The following is an 18376-nucleotide window of genomic DNA, read 5'->3' as shown; positions in this document are numbered from 1 at the left end:
ATTTTCACCCAATATAAAACTCTGGTTCACTGGAGAAGATAAAAAATGGTACGTCGTCTGCTACAGCTTTATGTCGGTTTAGGGCTTTATGGCCTTTCCACCGCGATGTTTATTCGTGCGGATCTGGGCGTCGATCCGTGGGACGTGTTTCACCTTGGGGTGGCCTTACAAACGGGGATGACCATTGGCACGGTCATCATTGTGACCGGTGCGGCGGTGCTTCTGCTGTGGATCCCGCTGCGTCAGATGCCCGGGCTGGGCACCCTCAGTAACGTTATCTGTATTGGCCTGGCGGCAGATGCTTCAATGGCCTTGATCCCTGAGTTGAGCTCGCTGCCTGCCCGTATCGCGCTGCTGGTATCCGGGATTGTCGCGAACGCCATAGCAACCGGGATGTATATCGGTGCAGGTTTTGGGTCAGGTCCGCGCGACGGCCTGATGACCGGGATCCACGCCCGGTTAGGCTGGTCAATCCGCAGCGTGCGCACCTCAATCGAAGTCTCCGTCCTGATCATCGGTTGCCTGCTTGGCGGGTCATTTGGTGTGGGGACAGTGATTTACGCCCTGACCATCGGCCCGCTTATCCAGCTCTGTTTGCCGTGGTTCCGTCAAAAGCCGCGTATCGAGACGGTTCCACAGCCGGAGCGGGTTGTTTAATTTTGCGAAGCGCTCACATGTTTTAATGGCGTTGCTGTGCCAGAATAGCGGCTTGTTCTCAAGCGATGCTGGACAGCATGAAAGCGATCACACTCTATGACGTTGCCCTCCTCGCGGGGGTGTCTTACCAGACCGTGTCCCGCGTGATTAATGACGCGGAGCACGTCTCCGCGCGAACGCGGGAAAAGGTGCAGCAGGCGATGGCAGAACTGCATTACGTGCCTAATCGGGGCGCACAGCAGCTGGCGGGGAAACGGACCCGCACGCTGGGTCTGATTACCACCGATCTGGCCCTGCATGCGCCCTCGCAAATTGTCTCAGCGGTAAAATCCCGGGCGGCAGAGCAGGGGGCAAGCGTCTTAATTTCAATGGTGGAACACGCTCAGCAATGCCAGGCTGCGGTACAGGAACTGCTGGCTCAGCGTGTAGAAGCCTTGCTGGTCAATGTCCCGCTGGACGATCCTGACGCAGAGCAACTTCAAAAAATGGCTTCGCCGGTGCCCGTCCTGTTCCTCGATGTTTCCCCTTCAGCGCAGGTCAACAGTCTGGTCTTTAACGCCGGGCAGGGGGCCACGCTGGGCGCGGAACATCTGATAACGCTTGGGCATCAGCGCATCGCCCTGCTCAGTGGACCAGACAGCTCCGTTTCTGCGCGTGCGCGTCTGGCGGGATGGAAAACGTCCCTGGCGCAAGCCGGCCTTGAAGCCGCTGACGAGGTTCATGGCGACTGGAGCGCCGCCTCCGGATATGAAAAAGGCCACCAGCTTTTATCCGGGGCGCAGTTACCTGACGCCATTCTGGTGGCGAACGATCAAATGGCGCTGGGCGTGATGCGCGCCTGCGCCGAGAAGGGCATTGCTGTACCGGGCCAGATATCGATTGTCGGGTTTGATGATACGGCTGACAGCGCCTGGTTTTCACCGCCGCTGACCACCGTTCGGCAGGCCTTTCGCGAGGCGGGCGAGCGCAGCGTGGAATGGCTGCTGACGCCAACGAGGGGAGAAAAATGCTGGCAAGTGCAGCTTCCCGTCACCCTGGTCGCGCGTCATTCGAGCGCTCCTCGCGCAGCCGATCGGGTTGATCGGGAAGAGCTTGCCCATCAACTGAGACATCTGGCATTGCTGGCTGAAAAAATCGCGCGGGGATAAATCTTTTGTGATCCGGCTCGCTACGTGAGGATCGGACACTTTACCCTTCTCTGTTGCCAGGGCATGTTGACTGAAATTGTGAGCGCTTCGCAAAGAGGTTATTATGTCTGACACATCATCGCTGACCCTCAGCGCACTTCTGGCTCGTCGGGACTGGGAAAACCCCGGGGTGACGCAGTGGAATCGCCTGGCGGCCCATGCGCCGTTTCACAGCTGGCGTGACGAAGTCTCGGCCAGAGAAGAGGCGAAAACCCCAAACAAACGTTTTCTCAACGGGATGTGGCAGTTTAGCTTTTTTGCTGCGCCAGAACAGGTTACGCAGGCATGGGTAGAAGAGGATTATACCGATGCCGTCGCGATGCCCGTTCCTTCGAACTGGCAGATGCAGGGCTTTGATACGCCAATCTACACCAATGTGACCTATCCGATCCCCGTCAATCCGCCCTGCGTTCCGACAGAGAATCCTACCGGTTGTTACTCGCTCACATTCGAGATGGATGACGCCTGGCTGCACGGCGGGCAAACCCGCATTATCTTCGACGGGGTGAACTCAGCGTTCCACCTCTGGTGCAACGGCCAGTGGATTGGCTATTCCCAGGACAGCCGCCTGCCGGCCGAGTTTGATCTCACTGACGCGCTGCATTCAGGCCAGAACCGTCTGGCGGTTATGGTGCTGCGCTGGTGCGACGGGAGCTATCTTGAAGATCAGGATATGTGGCGCATGAGCGGTATTTTCCGTGACGTATCGCTGCTGCATAAGCCTGAGACGCAGATTGCGGATTACCACGTTGTGACCGATCTCCACGCGGAGTGTGACCGCGCAATGCTTAACGTCGACGTCGTGCTGGCCGGTTCCTGCTATGCAGCCTGCGAAGTGGCCATCACCCTGTGGCGAAACGGCGAAAAATGCGCGAGCGTCACGCAGCGCCCCGGCTCTGCGGTGGTTGACGAGAGAGGGTGTTGGGCGGAGCGGTTAGCGGTGGCGATCCCCGTCAAAGAGCCTGCGCTGTGGAGTGCGGAAACGCCTGAACTTTACCGCCTGACAATTACGCTGCTGGATGCACAGGGTAATGTGCTGGAAGCTGAGGCGTGCGACGTCGGCTTCCGCCGGGTTGAAATCAGCAATGGTTTGCTGAAGCTCAACGGAAAACCGCTGCTGATTCGGGGTGTGAACCGCCATGAGCATCATCCGGAAAACGGGCAGGTGATGGATGAAGCAACGATGCGCCGCGATATCGAGCTGATGAAACAACACAACTTTAACGCCGTCCGCTGCTCGCATTACCCGAATCATCCGCTGTGGTACAGGCTTTGCGATCGCTACGGTCTGTACGTTGTGGACGAGGCCAATATCGAAACCCACGGCATGGTGCCAATGAGCCGTCTTGCTGACGATCCCCGCTGGCTGCCTGCCATGAGTGAACGCGTGACCCGCATGGTGCAGCGCGACCGTAACCATCCGTCCATTATCATCTGGTCTCTGGGGAATGAATCCGGACACGGTGCAAACCATGATGCGCTTTACCGCTGGCTGAAAACCACCGATCCGACGCGCCCTGTGCAGTACGAAGGCGGTGGGGCAAATACGGCGGCAACCGACATTGTCTGTCCTATGTACGCCCGGGTCGATCAGGATCAGCCGTTCCCGGCGGTGCCTAAATGGTCAATCAAGAAATGGATCGGCATGCCGGACGAAACGCGTCCGCTGATCCTCTGTGAATATGCCCACGCAATGGGCAACAGCTTTGGCGGGTTCGCCAAATACTGGCAGGCATTTCGCAGCCATCCGCGCCTTCAGGGCGGGTTCGTCTGGGACTGGGTCGACCAGGCGCTGACGAAGAAAGACGAAAACGGCAAACCCTTCTGGGCTTACGGCGGTGACTTCGGCGATAAACCGAATGACCGACAGTTCTGCCTGAATGGTCTGGTATTCCCGGATCGCACGCCGCATCCGGCGCTGTATGAAGCGCAGCGCGCGCAGCAGTTTTTCACCTTTATGTGCGTGAGTACCGCTCCGCTGGTGGTTGAGGTGAAAAGTGATTATCTGTTCCGCCATACCGTCAACGACGTGGCGAGATGGTCGGTTACCCGCGACGGGGAGGTGCTGGCTCAGGGTGAGGTTGCGCTTTCGATTGCCCCTCAGGGGCGGCAGCGTCTGGAAATCACGCTGCCGACGCTGACGACCGGGCCGGGGGAGGTCTGGCTTAATGTGGAGGTTATCCAGCCGCAGGCAACAGCCTGGTCACCGGCGAATCATCGCTGCGCGTGGGATCAGTGGCCGCTTCCGACGCCGCTGTACGTTACGCCGCAGCGGGCAGTCGGGATCCCGCCGGTATTAACAGAGCGGGATGATGTGCTGGAGATTACCCATGGAGAGCAACGCTGGCAGTTCGATCGCGCCTCGGGAAACCTGACGCAGTGGTGGAACAAGGGCGTTGAAACGCTGCGCTCGCCGCTGACGGATAACTTTACCCGTGCGCCGCTGGATAATGACATCGGCGTGAGCGAAGCCACGCAAATCGATCCGAATGCCTGGGTTGAACGCTGGAAAGCGGCCGGAATGGTGGAGATGTCGGCGCGGCTGCTGCAGTGTGAAGCGGAACGGCATGCCAATGACGTGGTCGTGACCACGCGACATGTCTGGGAGTATCGGGGGAAGGCACTGTTTTTAAGCCATAAGGTCTGGCGGATTGACGATTCCGGCGTACTGCACGGAGATGTGCAGGTTCAGGTGGCTTCAGATATTCCCGAACCCGCACGCATCGGCCTGAGCGTCCAGCTGGCTCAGGTACCGGATACGGTGCGCTGGCTGGGGCTGGGCCCGTTCGAGAACTATCCGGACAGGAAGCTGGCGGCGCAGCAGGGGCGCTGGACGTTGCCACTTGATGCGATGCAGACACCCTACATTTTCCCGACAGAAAATGGTCTGCGCTGTGACACCCGAGAACTCGCCTGCGGCTCGCACGTGCTTCAGGGAAATTTCCATTTCTCTGTCAGTCGCCACAGCCAACAGCAGCTTCGTGAGACAACGCATCAGCACTTACTGCGGGATGAGCCGGGCTGCTGGCTCAATCTGGATGCATTCCATATGGGCGTTGGCGGTGATGATTCCTGGAGCCCAAGCGTTTCACCTGAATTCATCCTGCAAAACCGTCATCTCCGCTATAGCTTTAGCTGGCATCAGAACGCACTGTAGCGCGCCAGTCGCGGCCACTATGGGTGGCCGCGTCGCTCAGGATAAAATCCCGCTCAGCCCGTGAAGACTCATGTAGATCCCGACGAGGGTAATCAGTGCCGCAGATATCCAGGGCGCTTTTCGCGAAAACTCGCTGAAACCCGGCCAGCGCTTCGTCGCGTGCTTAAGGCTTAAGGCGGCAATCGCGCCTGAAGCCACCAGCGTCAGTGCGAGACCAATACTGAAGCTGAACACCAGCGTTGCGCCGAGTGCGAAATGTTTGAGCTGCAGGCAAATCAGCAGCACCGTGATGGACGCCGGGCAGGGAATAAGCCCGCCCGTGAGGCCAAACAGGGCGATCTGCCCGGTAGTGACGTTTTGCCCGTTGAATCGACGGTTAATATCCTGAGCATGCGCGCGCTGGTGGGCGTCTTGCCACTCTTCCTCAACCAGTTGGTGACCATGGTCGTGATGATGATCATGATGATGGTCGTGGTCGTGGTGATGGTCATGATCATGATGATGATGCTCGTGCGGCTGGCTCTCTTTCCAGGTGCGCCAGGCCATCCAGAGCGCGATCGCAATGATCAGCACGCCGGAGATCAGCTGGAACCAGGGCTCAGAGGTATGAGCATCCCAGCCCCGCCCAAACCATAATCCCGCCATCGCAATGATCCACACCACCGCCGTATGAGACAGGGTTGCGGCAAGCCCCAGAAGGATCGCCTGCTTAAGAGTCCCGCGTATCGCCACGATAAAAGCGGCCATCATCGTTTTTGAGTGGCCCGGTTCAAGGCCATGCAGCGCACCGAGCAAAATAGCGCTGGGCACAAATAGCCAGGCGTTGCCCTGTTGCAGAAGAGAAGCAAAATCGTTCATTGAATATTCCGGGAGAAAAAGCGTGTGGTGATACTACTCCCCCCCAGTAGTTCAATACTACCCCCCAGTAGAAAAATACTCAGGGGGAGTAGGGCGTGATATGCTTCAAACGTCAAAAAAGGGGAAAGAGATGTCACATACGGTTCGCGACAAGAAGATGTTATTAACCCGCCTGAAAAAAATTCAGGGGCAGAGCAACGCGCTGGAAAAAATGCTCAATAGCGACCACGAATGCGCCGATGTTCTCCAGCAGCTGGCGGCGATCCGTGGAGCGGTCAACGGCATGATGATGCAGGTGATCGAAGGCCATTTAACCGATCACGTGGTGAAAGAGCCTGAAGAAGAGCAGCGTGAAGCCGATCTTGGCGTGGTTTTAAAGGTGATGAAATCCTATCTTAAGTAGAATGCGTCTTGAGGTTGATTTCCGCCCAGAGAATAAATTCCTCCTTTGGCAGCGCCTTGCTGTAGTACCACCCCTGTCCATACTGTACCCCGTGAAGGTGCAGCCAGCGAAGTTGCCCGTCGGTCTCGATACCCTCTGCCACCATGGCGAGATTCAGCGATTTCGCCATTTCAATAATATGCGGGGTGACGTTTTTATACTCCAGCGCGTCCACAAACGACTTATCAATCTTTAACGTGTCGACGTCCAGATCCTGGAGATAGCTCAGGCTGGAATAACCGGTACCAAAATCATCAATATAGATGGCATGACCCGAACGGCGGAATGCCGCGATGGCCGGTGCGCTGATTTTAGGATCGGCAAAGCCGCGCTCGGTTAACTCAAGGGCGATCTGTCTGGGATGGATTTTCCACTTATTGAGCAACTGGCTCAGCAGAGGCGGCAACTTGCCCGAGAGTAAATCGGCGGGCGCAAGGTTGATGGAAATATGCTGATCGCCATGCAGATGAAGCCAGTGACCCATATCCTCAAACACTTTTTCGATGACTAACTGCGTCAGCTGCGAAATAAGTCCCGTCTGTTCCGCTAGCGGAACGAAAATATCCGGTGAGAGATAGCTCCCGTCAGGCTGAGGCCAGCGGGCAAGCGCCTCTGCACCGACAATTTTCCCACTGCAGAGCGCCACAATGGGCTGGTAGTTAACCACAAATTCGCGGTTATTAATCGCATCAAGCAGCCTGTAGCGTGGGGATTGTATACGCCGCAGGATGCGCAGAACAAAAAGCGCGGCAAGCAGGCTTATCAACACGCCAAACGGCAGCCAGAAAAGAAGTTGCCGATGCCAGGTTTCAGCCAGCGGTTTTAACGCCGCCCAGGCGACGATATTAAACCCCAGTTCAGGAACAGGCTTAATAATATACATTGAGCCGTTGTACTGAACGCGGGTCATTTGCCCATCGACAATCATGTTGCGGATATAAGGAGCAAGCGTGTTGCTGCTGGCAAAAACGAGGTGCGTTGAGCTGCCTACCAGCGCGGCATCAATTGCGATTTCACCGAAAGGGATCACGTCCACCAACGAGGCTGGATCGATCAGCACAAGGTAATGGCCTTTGCCCAGCGCGGCCATATAGCGGTTAAAACCAAGATCGTTTTGCGTGGTCAGCCAGGCGCTGTAACCATCTTCAGTAATACGCATGGGGGGCGGGAAAGCGGCCGCGTCGCTGTCTTGTTCCAGCGAGGAGCAGAGGGGCTGCAGGTTGTCGATGTAGATCACTTCCTGGACATAGCGCCATGAGAAAGCAACCCGACGCATTTCCCGTAAATGCAGATAACTACAGGGAGGCCCCTCAAAGGCCTGAAGCCGGGCCAGCGCTTCTTTTGCCTGATCAATAACCCTGTCTGTACGAAGCAGCACGCGGGAAGCGTAACTATCAATCACATCGACAAATTTTTCCTCCGCCTGGCGATGCGCCAGCCAGATGCTGAGGCAAATCGGTACCAGCACAGAAAAGATCAGTATGCCTGTGACCAGGCTGACCAGATGTCGGGTTTTCATGCTGCTGTTTCCTTTCTCATATGCCCGTTTACGGGCACAGAGTCGCTTGTCGGAGGCGAAAGATTTTACCGCGAAATGATATAGTTATAGCACGCAGGTGTCATAATTTTCATTTTGTCGCAGACCTTTAAGAAAGTTTTGCGAGGAAAGGGGGGAATTTTCAGGGGTTGTTTTTTCAACTGAGCCTGGATATTATTTTGTTATGTTATAACAAAACATGAAGAGCGTAAGATGAAACCTGATATCCATCCAGCCTATCGCACCGTGGTGTTTCACGACACCAGTGCCAACGAATACTTTAAAGTCGGATCGACCATCAAGACCGACCGTGAAATTGAGCTCGACGGTGAAACGTATCCGTACATCACCATCGAAGTCTCTTCAAAATCACACCCGTTTTATACCGGTAAGCAGAAAACGTTCTCGACGGATGGCAGCGCTGCGCGCTTCCGCAAACGCTTTGGCGGCTTTCTTAATGCGAAGCGGGGTTAACCATGCAGGTACTTAACTCGCTGCGCAGTGCGAAACAGCGTCACCCGGATTGCCAGATCGTCAAACGCAAGGGACGCTTGTACGTCATTTGCAAATCGAACCCGCGCTTTAAAGCCGTACAGGGACGTAAAAAAAGACGCTAAACGCGCGTATCACGCCAACTTTCCAGGGATCTGATCTGCTTGCCATCGGCGGTAAAATTGTCGGTGGCAAGCCAGTTTTCAAACGCTTTCGCCAGCATCGGCCACTCGCTGTCGATGATTGAGAACCAGTCCGTATCCCGGTTATGACCTTTTGTCACCAGAGCCTGACGAAAGCGTCCTTCAAACTGAAATCCCAGACGGAGCGCTGCCTTGCGGGAAGGTTCGTTCAGGCTGTTACATTTCCATTCATAGCGGCGGTATCCCAGCACGTCGAACGCATACTGCATCAGAAGATATTGCGCTTCTGTGGACATCGGCGTGCGGCTAAGAAGGGGGGAGAAATGAACGTGTCCCACCTCCATAACACCGTTTGTCGGATCGATACGCATCAGCGCCAGCGTACCGACCGGTGCCTGAGTCTGATGATCAATGACGGTGAAATGCATCGGATCCGGTAATTCGCACACGCTTGCCACCCACGCGGCGAATTCGCCTGCGGTGGCATCAGGCTCACGCAGCAACCACGTCCAGCTGCGGGTATCTTCTGCAAGAAGATAGGCAGAAAAGAGGGCATCGGCATGTTCCACACGCAGCGGCTCCAGCCGGCAGTAGCGCCCATGAAGATTCACCCGGGAAGGGTGCGGGCGGGGTTGCCAGTCGATAAGTTCATCGCCAACAGGTTGTCCAAACTGATTGAATGTGCTCATATTATTTTCCGCTCTGCTGTAATTGATCCCAGAGTAAATAAATGCTGGTTCCTTAAAAAGTACCAGTGAGGTATGTTCTGGTGGTACCACGGAGCGTGAAAAAATGAATATACCTGGCGATGAGTTTTATACCCTGATCAACGCTGCGCTGAAAAAGCGCGGTGAAGAGACGTTGCAGCGCACGCTGTATCTTGCCATGCGTGAAGCAATCCTGCAGGGAAGGCTGCAGGCTGAAAGCCGCTTACCGGGCTCCCGCATGATTGCGCAGCAGCTTTCCGTGTCCCGTAACACCGTCAATGCAGCGCTTGAGCAACTCTCGCTCGAAGGGTATCTGCTGCGCAGTCGTCAGGGCACGCGCGTGGCGCAACTGGCGCAGCGTGGAAATCGACAGGACTTTCCCGAACCGAGCGTCACGCTGGCTAAGCGGGTGACGCAGCTGCCAGAGCCGACGCCGCGGGAGACGCCGGTACTCGCTTTTACGCCCGGTACGCCCTCCATCAATTATTTTCCGCTTCCGCTCTGGCGGCGCTTGTACGATCGCGTTTTACGCGAGGAAGGGAGTGCATTGCTTGGCTATGGCGATCCGGCCGGGGAACCCTCATTACGTGAGGCGATTGCCCGTCATCTTGCCCTGTCGCGGGGGATTGTTTGCGATGCCAGCCAGATTGTTATTACCGAGGGCGCTCTGGAAGGGGTGAATCTCTGCACGCAGCTTTTGAGCGAGCCGGGGGATATCGCATGGATTGAAGATCCTGGCTACGCGGGGGCAAAGAGCGCGTTTGCGAAATCGGGATTAACGATGGTGGGCATGCCCGTGGACGACGAGGGAATGAACTGGGAAGGGCAACATGCCGCGCGACCTGCACTCATCTTTACTTCGCCTTCACATCAGTTTCCCTACGGGAGCGTGCTGAGCGCGCGTCGGCGTTTGTCATTGCTGGCGCTGGCGCTTCAGAATAAGGCCTGGATTATCGAGGATGACTACGACAGCGAGTTTCGGTATTCCGGGGAACCGGTGCCAGCAATGCTGGGAATGGTCAACAACGCGCCGGTCGTTTATCTGGGAACATTCAGTAAAACGCTGTTTCCGTCGCTGAGAATGGGGTTTATGGTCATCCCATCGTCGCTGGCAAACGCGACGCGGCCGGCCATTGGGGCGTTATTGCGCGGAGGGCATCGTGCGGAACAGCGTACGCTGGCGCTGTTTATTGAAGAGGGCCATTACGCTCGCCATCTTGCCGCCATGCGTCGTCTCTATCGGAAACGCTACCGGCAGCTGCGCGACGTGCTCAACGCTGAGCTACATGTCGCGCATCGTGTGCTGGCGGCGGAGGGCGGTATGCACCTGACGGTGGCAATTGACGGGATTAATGACAAGGCGATTGTTCAGCAGGCGAGGGCATTCCAGCTGGCCCCCGCGGCGTTAAGCGGTTACTACCTGACGCCGAAGCAGGGGCAAACCGGTCTGGTTCTGGGGTACGGTAATACCTCTGCTTCTCAGTTTGCGTCAGGTATCCGACGCCTACAGACGCTGATTACACAGCAGCAGGACGGGAAAGCGTAAAGACGTCATAGAAAGAGAGCTGGCCTTTGGTTGAAACCATTTTTTGCAGCTTCTCTTTCTGGCCGGACTCCACCGCGGGGGAGTGTAAAATGCTGTCGATCAATTCTGTCGGCACAAAGCGCGTGTTGTACCACTCGCCGTTATAGCAAACCCGGAAATCGAGTACGTCGATATCTTCATAGCGGTAGCGTGGATTAACGTCGAAGAAGAAAAAGGCGTTAAACACCACAAACAGCACAACGAGCAGCCAGACGGAATCCACCAGGGTTTCGGAGGTCAGCATCACCACAAGCGTTGCCAGCCAGGCAGCGTACATGGCGACAAACAGTCCCGGATGTTTGCGGATAAAGCTAATGCTAAAACGCGGGCGATTGTCGCGCTTTTCACGGTGGTTAAGATCGTCGATGGTGGCGGTGAGCAGGCGCTGTATCTCGGTCATTTTCTGCCTTCATGATTGTTGAAAATACAGGGGATCTGCCTATTTTAGGGGAGCAGCCTGGCTGAAAAAAGTAACAGTCAGGCGCTAAAAGACCATAACAGTTGGCTCCCCGATACCTTAGAGCATCTTGATGATTTTTGCCGGGTTGCCGCCCACAACAGCATTGGCCGGCACATCTTTTGTCACCACCGCGCCGGAAGCTACTACCACATTATCACCCAGCGTGACGCCTGGATTAATGACGGCACGCCCGCCAATCCAGACGTTATTGCCAATGGTCACGGGCTTGCCAAACTCGACGCCGCTATTGCGTTCATCGGGATCCAGCGGATGGGTTGCCGTGTAAATATGTACGCCCGGTGCCAGCATGCAGTTGTCGCCAATATGAATAGGGCAGACATCCAGCATCACGCAATCGAAGTTAGCGTAAAATTCTTTACCCAGATAAATGTTGTAGCCGTAGTCACAGCGGAAACTCGGCTCGATATACGCGCCTGCACTTTGTCCTAAAAGTTCCGCCAGAATGTTCTGGCGTTCAGTTTTCTCGTCAGGGGCGGTGTGGTTATAGCGATGAATAAGATGGCGGGCCCGCAGTCGATCGCCCCGTAACGTCTCATCACCAGGGCAGTAATGTTCACCTGCAATCATCTTCTGTTTTTCTGTGCTCATATAGGAACCTCTCTGGACATTATTACTGCAGAGTAATAGGGATAGGCCAGTAAGGGAACGTTCCCGGAAAACCTGTGTGATAACAGTCACAACATTGTTGCTGATGAGCACGTTTTACACGGAGACCTGCTTTCGCACAGGGAGCGTAAGTCGAAAGGTGTATACAAATCAGAACGTGACGTAGAACCTCTACAGATACACGCTAAAGATTAACGAACAAATTTCCACACGGACGTTGGGATTTTGTCATACAGCTTATTCATGGTCAGCTCAGCAAGACGATGGTCAGCGGCTGAATAAAATACAGCCAGTTCATTATCAGACAGCTCGTATTTATTTTTTTCGATGACACGTTCGAGCGTGTCTATTGACTGACAACGTCGCAAGCGCATCAAATAATCGACTTTTGTTAATGGTTTATCAGACATAAATTCACCTTAGTAATTGTAATAATTTTAACAGGAAAGACTAACCGGGTTTGCTCTGCTCACGTTGACGAAGCAGCGGAATAGCCGATTTCCCGATTTACGCCATTTTTGCAAATCCTGGGCGTTAATGCCGTAGCTGCTGAACAACATAAAGGTGTCATCCAGGTATTCGTCAATTTGCTCAATGAGCTTATTATCTTCATTGTACTTAATTTTATAATTAAGTGCGAAGGTTGCAATATGCTCTATCAGCTCGTTCAACTGTAAATTGATCGCAGACGTTGGGTCATTCACCCAGCCATGGTTACTTTCATCAAGATTGGCAAGGCAGTCATGGTACAAGGATTCGCAGAGAAATTTCAACTGCGCGATATCATGCCTTTTTGGCGAGTACTCGTCCATAGCGCATCCCCTTCTGAGTGATTTCTTACTCACCGAACATCATGTCGGGATGGATACAACATACTTAGCCGCACGGGTGCTGTGTTCCTGATAACTCTAACTATAAGCCACTCTGATCGAGATTTCACCGCGCTATTACGAAAAATTACAATTAAAACCTGATACTGCGAGCGATTACGCAAATGCCCGGCCTGAACAGAACGTTTTTATCCGAATTAACACTGATTTTTTATCGCGTCCTTACGTTTCATTGATTTAGCGTAAACAGTCAGACTAAAACCTGATTCGGACTTTTCTTTGCTCGACAGTAGCGCTAGGAATATTCCTAATAATTTACGCGGCGAAATGAAATTAAAAAAATCATGAATTCGCCGATTAAGTTTTCAGTTAATTATGATATGCCTTATAAAGATGACAGAAAATAAATAGCACCACAATAAGCGTAATTTATGATTTTTTTGAAATGAAAAAGGCCGCAAATGCGGCCTTTTTATCATATGAAACCGGTATCAGTGAGGTTCTACCGAATGACTGTGCTCAACGTCTTCATTCTTACGGCTGAAGCGGCGGCGAACCACCACGAAGAACACCGGTACGAAGAAGATCGCAAGTACGGTCGCGGTGACCATCCCACCCATTACGCCGGTCCCTACTGCGTTCTGCGCGCCGGAGCCCGCACCGGAGCTGATAACCAGCGGCATTACGCCGAGGATAAATGCCAGAGACGTCATCAGGATTGGACGCAGACGCATACGAACGGCTTCGAGCGTCGCCTCAATCAGACCTTTGCCTTCTTTCTCCATCAGATCTTTGGCGAATTCCACGATAAGTATCGCGTTCTTCGCCGACAAGCCAATGGTTGTCAGCAGGCCCACCTGGAAGTAAACGTCGTTGGTCAATCCACGGAACGTTGCGGCAAGCAGCGCACCGATAACCCCCAGTGGAACAACCAGCATAACGGAGAACGGAATCGACCAGCTCTCATACAGTGCCGCCAGACACAGGAACACCACGATCAGTGAAATGGCGTACAGGGCAGGGGCCTGGTTCCCGGACAGACGTTCCTGATAGGACATGCCGGTCCAGTCATAGCCGATGCCTGCAGGCAATTTACTGGCGAGTTCTTCCATCAGGTTCATCGCTTCACCGGTGCTTCGACCCGGCGCAGCCTGACCCAGGATTTCCATTGATGGCAACCCGTTATAGCGTTCCAGACGCGGTGAACCGTATTCCCAGCGCGAGGTTGAGAAGGCGGAGAACGGCACCATCTGCCCATCGCTGCCGCGAACGTACCAGTTGTTGATGTCGTTCGGCAACATGCGGTACTGCGCTTCGGACATCACGTACACCTTCTTCACACGACCACGGTCGATGAAGTCGTTGACGTAGCTACCGCCCCAGGCTGCGCCCAGCGTGGTATTGATGTCGCTGATGGACACGCCCAGCGCCTGGGCTTTTTCCTGGTCGATGTCGATTTTATACTGCGGCGTATCTTCCAGACCGTTTGGACGCACGCCGACCAGCAGGTCAGGGTGTTTAGCCACTTCACCAAACAGCTGGTTACGCGCCTGAGTCAGTTTCTCGTGACCCAAACCGCCCTGGTCAATCAGCTGGAAGTCGAAACCGGTCGCCGTACCCAGTTCAACAATCGCTGGCAGGTTAAAGGCGAAGACCATCGCATCTTTAATCTGCGAGAAGGTGCCCATGGCGCGGCCGGTGATCGCTTCAACTTTGTTCTCTTCGCCCGGACGTTCAGACCAGTCTTTCAGAGAAACGAAGGCGATACCGGTGTTCTGACCACGACCCGCAAAGCCAAAGCCGTTAACCGCAAACACGGATTCAACGTTGTCTTTCTCTTTGGTGAGGTAGTAGTCCGTCACTTCGTCCAGCACTTTCTGGGTACGCTCTTGCGATGCACCCGCCGGGAGCTGCGCCATCGTCAGGAACACGCCCTGGTCTTCATCCGGCAGGAACGAGCTTGGCAGACGAACGAACAGGAAAGCCATGCCCACCACGATGATGATATAGAGCAGCAGATAACGACCGGTGCTGCGCAGGATGTTGCCCACGCTGTCGGTGTAATGGTGCGTGCTCTTATCAAACATGCGGTTAAACCAGCCGAAGAACCCTTTGTGCTCGCCGTGACCGCCTTTCTGAATTGGCTTCAGCATGGTGGCACACAGGGCAGGCGTCAGGATCAACGCCACCAGTACGGACAGCGCCATCGCGGAAACGATGGTAATAGAGAACTGACGGTAAATCGCACCGGTTGAGCCCCCGAAGAAGGCCATCGGGATAAATACCGCAGACAGCACCATCGCGATACCGACCAGCGCGCCCTGGATTTGCCCCATGGATTTACGGGTCGCTTCCTTCGGCGGCAGGCCTTCCTCCGCCATCACACGCTCGACGTTCTCTACCACAACGATGGCGTCATCCACCAGCAGGCCGATGGCGAGCACCATCCCGAACATCGTCAGGGTGTTTATCGAGTAGCCGAATATCGACAGGATCGCGAAGGTCCCGAGCAGTACGACCGGCACGGCAATTGTTGGGATCAGCGTCGCACGGAAGTTTTGCAGGAACAGGTACATCACCAGGAATACCAGGATGATCGCCTCAACCAGCGTCTTAACCACTTCGTGAATCGAGATTTTTACGAACGGCGTGGTGTCGTACGGGTAAACGATTTTCAGACCTGACGGGAAGAAGGGTTCCATCTTCTTCAGCTCTGCGCGGATCGCCGTGGCGGTGTCCAGGGCGTTTGCGCCTGTCGCCAGTTTGATACCCAGACCGGAAGCCGGTTTGCCGTTGAACTTCGCGATGATGTCGTAGTTCTCACCGCCCAGCTCCACTTTCGCCACGTCGCGCAGGCGGACCTGAGAACCGTCCTGATTCACTTTCAGCAGAATTTTGCTGAACTCATCGGCGGAGGTCAGACGCGTCTGTGCGATGATCGAGGCGTTAAGTTGCTGGCCTTTCACCGGCGGCGTACCGCCGAGCTGACCGGCTGCTACCTGGGCGTTCTGCGCTTTAATCGCGCTGATCACGTCAACCGGCGTCAGCTGGAAGTTGTTCAGCTTGTTCGGATCCATCCAGATACGCATCGCGTACTGGGAACCAAACAACTGAACGTCACCCACACCTGAAGTACGGCTGATGGCGTCCTTCATGTTGGCGCCCACGTAGTCGGAAATATCCTCCTGCGTCATGGTGCCGTTGGTGTTGATAACGCCGACAACCATCAGGAAGCTACTGGACGATTTCTCGACGCTCACACCCTGCTGTTGTACTTCCTGCGGCAGCAGCGGCATCGCCAGCTGCAGTTTGTTCTGCACCTGAACCTGCGCGATGTCAGCATCGGTACCTGACTCGAAGGTCAGGGTGATCTGAACCGTACCGGTTGAGTCACTGTTGGAGGACATGTACATCAGGTTATCGATACCGTTCATGTTCTGTTCGATAACCTGAGTCACGGTGTCCTGCACCGTTTTGGCATCAGCCCCTGGGTAGGTTGCGGAGATCGTCACCGCCGGTGGCGCAATCGTTGGATATTGCGCGACGGGCAGCTTCAGGATCGCAAGTCCCCCAGCTAGCATGATGATTATGGCGATCACCCACGCAAATATGGGGCGATCGATAAAGAAATTAGGCATGTCTTAACGGCTCCTGTTTAAGTTAAGACTTGGTTTGTTCTGACTGGCCAGCGGCCGAAGCTTGTTGTTTATCGTCAGACTTCACTTCCTGTGCTTTTACCTGCGCGCCAGGACGAACTTTTTGCAAACCAGTGATAATCACGCGATCGCCATCTTTCAGACCTTCCGTCACCAGCCATTTATCGCCAATCGCCTGCGTAGCAGTGATATTGCGCGTTTCGACTTTGTTATCTGCCCCAACAACCAGTGCGCTCGCATCGCCGCGTGGCGTACGGGTCACACCCTGCTGTGGAACCAGAAGTGCGGTTGGATTCGTCCCTTCTTCCAGACGCGCGCGAACGAACATACCAGGCAACAGCGTGTTGTCCGGGTTCGGGAAAATCGCACGTAAGGTGATGGAACCGGTGGTCTGGTCGACCGTTACATCAGAGAATTCCAGTGTGCCTGACTGTGGGTATTTGATACCGTCATTGGTAACAAGCTCCACTTTGGCTTTGCCGTTTTCCTGTTGCAGCTTGCCGCTTGCGAGCTCTTGCTTCAGACGCAGGAAATCATTGCTGGACTGTGTGACGTCAACATAGATTGGATCAAGCTGCTGCACGGTCGCCATCGCTGTGGCCTGACCGTTCTGCACCAGCGCCCCTTCCGTGACGGAAGATTTACCAATACGACCGCTGATAGGGGAGGTCACTTTGGTGTAGGCCAGGTTAATACGCGCGGTTTCGACGGCAGCTTTCGCGGCAACGACCGCAGCGTTGGTTTGCTGTGCATCCGCCAGTGCAGTATCGTAATCCTGTTGACTGATGTACTGCGTACCGAGCAGTTTTTTATAGCGGCTCAGCGTGAGCTGGGAGATTTTGGCAGCAGCTTCAGCTTTCGCCAGATCGCCTTTCGCGCTTTCATAAGACGCCTGATAGGTTGCTGGATCAATCTGATACAGAGACTCACCGGCTTTCACATCACCGCCTTCCGTGAAGTTACGTTTCAGGATAATACCGCTCACCTGAGGACGCACTTCCGCAATGCGGTAAGCACTTGTACGGCCTGGTAATTCTGTGGTGATTTGTAGAGGTTCAGATTTGAGCGTCACGACGCCTACTTCTGGCGCCTGCTGAGCTCCTTGTTGAGCCGGTTTGTCGTCACATCCTGTTAGCGCTAAGCTGCCTGAGAGCATCAGAACGACCGCCAGAGGCGTTAACCCTCTGTTTTTGTTCATATGTAAACCTCGAGTGTCCGATTTCAAATTGATCAAGGGTCCTGAGTCTAAAAACCCATTGCTGCGTTTATATTATCGTCATGCTATGGTACATACATTCATAAATGTATGTAAATCTGACTCCTGTAAATTCACTGACATATGGCACGAAAAACCAAACAACAAGCGCTGGAAACCCGACAACACATTCTGGATGTGGCGATTCGTTTGTTCTCTCAGCAGGGTGTCTCGTCAACCTCGCTGGCGCAGATTGCTCAGGCCGCGGGCGTCACGCGGGGAGCGATTTACTGGCATTTTAAAGACAAGTCAGATCTGTTTGGTGAAATCTGGGAGCTTTCAGAATCCAACATTAGCGATCTAGAGACTGAGTATCGGGCAAAATTCCCCGACGATCCACTCTCAGTATTAAGAGAAATTCTAGTATATATCCTTGAAGCAACGGTAGTTGAAGAACGTCGCAGGCTAATGATGGAAATTATTTTTCATAAATGCGAGTTCGTGGGCGAAATGGCGGTCGTCCAGCAGGCGCAGCGTAGCCTGTGTCTGGAGAGCTATGACCGTATCGAACAGACGCTAACGCAATGTATTCAGGCAAAAACATTACCGGCTAACCTGCTGACGCGACGCGCCGCCATTCTGTTGCGCAGCTATGTCTCCGGGCTGATGGAAAACTGGCTATTTGCGCCACAATCCTTTGATCTTAAAAACGAAGCTCGTAGCTACGTCGCCATTTTGCTGGAGATGTTGCAATTTTGCCCGACGCTGCGTGACGAAACCCACTCCGTTACTGCCTGACCGTAACCAGGATTTATCCTGGAGGTTCATGTTCTTGCTATTCTG

General features: G+C 54.4%; 17 protein-coding genes. 8 read left to right on the top strand and 9 right to left on the bottom strand.

All coding sequences use genetic code 11. The features are described 5' to 3' along the window. The first annotated feature begins 45 nt into the window (after positions 1–45). From K5E19_RS17475 to K5E19_RS17465, 3 genes are all read left to right on the top strand, one after another. Positions 46–657: a YitT family protein gene (locus K5E19_RS17475; protein WP_221552306.1), complete on the top strand. Its 612-nt coding sequence runs from the start codon at positions 46–48 to the stop codon at positions 655–657. A gap of 77 nt (positions 658–734) precedes the next feature. Next, positions 735–1805, top strand: coding sequence for a LacI family DNA-binding transcriptional regulator (locus K5E19_RS17470; protein ID WP_221552305.1), 1071 nt, complete (start codon positions 735–737; stop codon positions 1803–1805). A gap of 103 nt (positions 1806–1908) precedes the next feature. After that, entirely contained in the window at positions 1909–5001 is a 3093-nt protein-coding gene (locus K5E19_RS17465) for a beta-galactosidase (RefSeq protein WP_221552304.1), read from the top strand. Between the two features lie 36 nt (positions 5002–5037). Here the strand turns inward: K5E19_RS17465 and K5E19_RS17460 are convergent, their stop codons facing one another. Further along, entirely contained in the window at positions 5038–5859 is an 822-nt protein-coding gene (locus K5E19_RS17460; protein ID WP_221552303.1) for a nickel/cobalt efflux protein RcnA, read from the bottom strand. A gap of 130 nt (positions 5860–5989) precedes the next feature. On the opposite strand from K5E19_RS17460, the gene K5E19_RS17455 reads away from it, so the two are divergent. Then, positions 5990–6262 (top strand): metal-sensing transcriptional repressor, encoded by a 273-nt coding sequence (locus K5E19_RS17455; protein ID WP_221552302.1) that lies wholly within the window; start codon positions 5990–5992, stop codon positions 6260–6262. Here K5E19_RS17455 and K5E19_RS17450 read toward each other — a convergent pair. Then, positions 6255–7820 carry an EAL domain-containing protein gene (locus K5E19_RS17450; protein ID WP_221552301.1) on the bottom strand — a complete coding sequence of 522 codons (1566 nt, stop codon included), beginning with the start codon at positions 7818–7820 and terminating at the stop codon, positions 6255–6257. The two genes, K5E19_RS17455 and K5E19_RS17450, sit on opposite strands and share 8 nt — an antisense overlap. A gap of 231 nt (positions 7821–8051) precedes the next feature. Between K5E19_RS17450 and K5E19_RS17445 the strand changes: the two genes are divergently transcribed. Both K5E19_RS17445 and ykgO read left to right on the top strand, forming a co-directional pair. Next, positions 8052–8312 (top strand): type B 50S ribosomal protein L31, encoded by a 261-nt coding sequence (locus K5E19_RS17445; RefSeq protein ID WP_010428154.1) that lies wholly within the window; start codon positions 8052–8054, stop codon positions 8310–8312. Between the two features lie 2 nt (positions 8313–8314). Continuing rightward, positions 8315–8455, top strand: coding sequence for a type B 50S ribosomal protein L36 (gene ykgO / locus K5E19_RS17440; protein WP_003859006.1), 141 nt, complete (start codon positions 8315–8317; stop codon positions 8453–8455). Here the strand turns inward: ykgO and K5E19_RS17435 are convergent. After that, positions 8452–9162: a GNAT family N-acetyltransferase gene (locus tag K5E19_RS17435; protein WP_221552300.1), complete on the bottom strand. Its 711-nt coding sequence runs from the start codon at positions 9160–9162 to the stop codon at positions 8452–8454. The genes ykgO and K5E19_RS17435 overlap by 4 nt on opposite strands. Before the next feature lie 103 nt (positions 9163–9265). Between K5E19_RS17435 and K5E19_RS17430 the strand changes: the two genes are divergently transcribed. Then, a complete protein-coding gene (locus K5E19_RS17430; protein WP_221552298.1) occupies positions 9266–10726 on the top strand; it encodes a PLP-dependent aminotransferase family protein in 1461 nt (486 codons plus the stop codon). On the opposite strand, the gene K5E19_RS17425 is transcribed toward K5E19_RS17430, so the two are convergent. The 6 genes from K5E19_RS17425 to acrA form a co-directional block, all read right to left on the bottom strand. Then, a complete protein-coding gene (locus K5E19_RS17425) occupies positions 10698–11165 on the bottom strand; it encodes a YlaC family protein (protein ID WP_221552297.1) in 468 nt (155 codons plus the stop codon). The two genes, K5E19_RS17430 and K5E19_RS17425, sit on opposite strands and share 29 nt — an antisense overlap. A 117-nt stretch (positions 11166–11282) precedes the next feature. Further along, a complete protein-coding gene (gene maa / locus K5E19_RS17420; RefSeq protein WP_221552296.1) occupies positions 11283–11834 on the bottom strand; it encodes a maltose O-acetyltransferase in 552 nt (183 codons plus the stop codon). Between the two features lie 209 nt (positions 11835–12043). Then, positions 12044–12262, bottom strand: coding sequence for an HHA domain-containing protein (locus K5E19_RS17415; protein ID WP_010428174.1), 219 nt, complete (start codon positions 12260–12262; stop codon positions 12044–12046). A 27-nt stretch (positions 12263–12289) separates the two neighbouring features. Next, the gene (tomB, locus tag K5E19_RS17410) at positions 12290–12664 is read right to left on the bottom strand and encodes an Hha toxicity modulator TomB (protein ID WP_008499288.1); all 375 of its coding nucleotides are present in this window, start codon (positions 12662–12664) and stop codon (positions 12290–12292) included. Between the two features lie 509 nt (positions 12665–13173). Continuing rightward, positions 13174–16320: a multidrug efflux RND transporter permease subunit AcrB gene (acrB, locus tag K5E19_RS17405; protein ID WP_172701375.1), complete on the bottom strand. Its 3147-nt coding sequence runs from the start codon at positions 16318–16320 to the stop codon at positions 13174–13176. A gap of 22 nt (positions 16321–16342) precedes the next feature. Continuing rightward, on the bottom strand, positions 16343–17536 hold the full coding sequence (gene acrA / locus K5E19_RS17400) for a multidrug efflux RND transporter periplasmic adaptor subunit AcrA (protein WP_221552295.1): 1194 nt from the start codon (positions 17534–17536) through the stop codon (positions 16343–16345). A 141-nt stretch (positions 17537–17677) separates the two neighbouring features. Between acrA and acrR the strand changes: the two genes are divergently transcribed. Continuing rightward, a complete protein-coding gene (acrR, locus tag K5E19_RS17395) occupies positions 17678–18331 on the top strand; it encodes a multidrug efflux transporter transcriptional repressor AcrR (RefSeq protein WP_221552294.1) in 654 nt (217 codons plus the stop codon). Positions 18332–18376: the final 45 nt, after the last annotated feature.

It is taken from the genome of Enterobacter sp. RIT637, assembly GCF_019718755.1.
GTDB lineage: Bacteria > Pseudomonadota > Gammaproteobacteria > Enterobacterales > Enterobacteriaceae > Enterobacter.
Note: the sequence above shows the minus strand (reverse complement) of the source record. Positions and strands in the feature narration are given on the sequence as shown.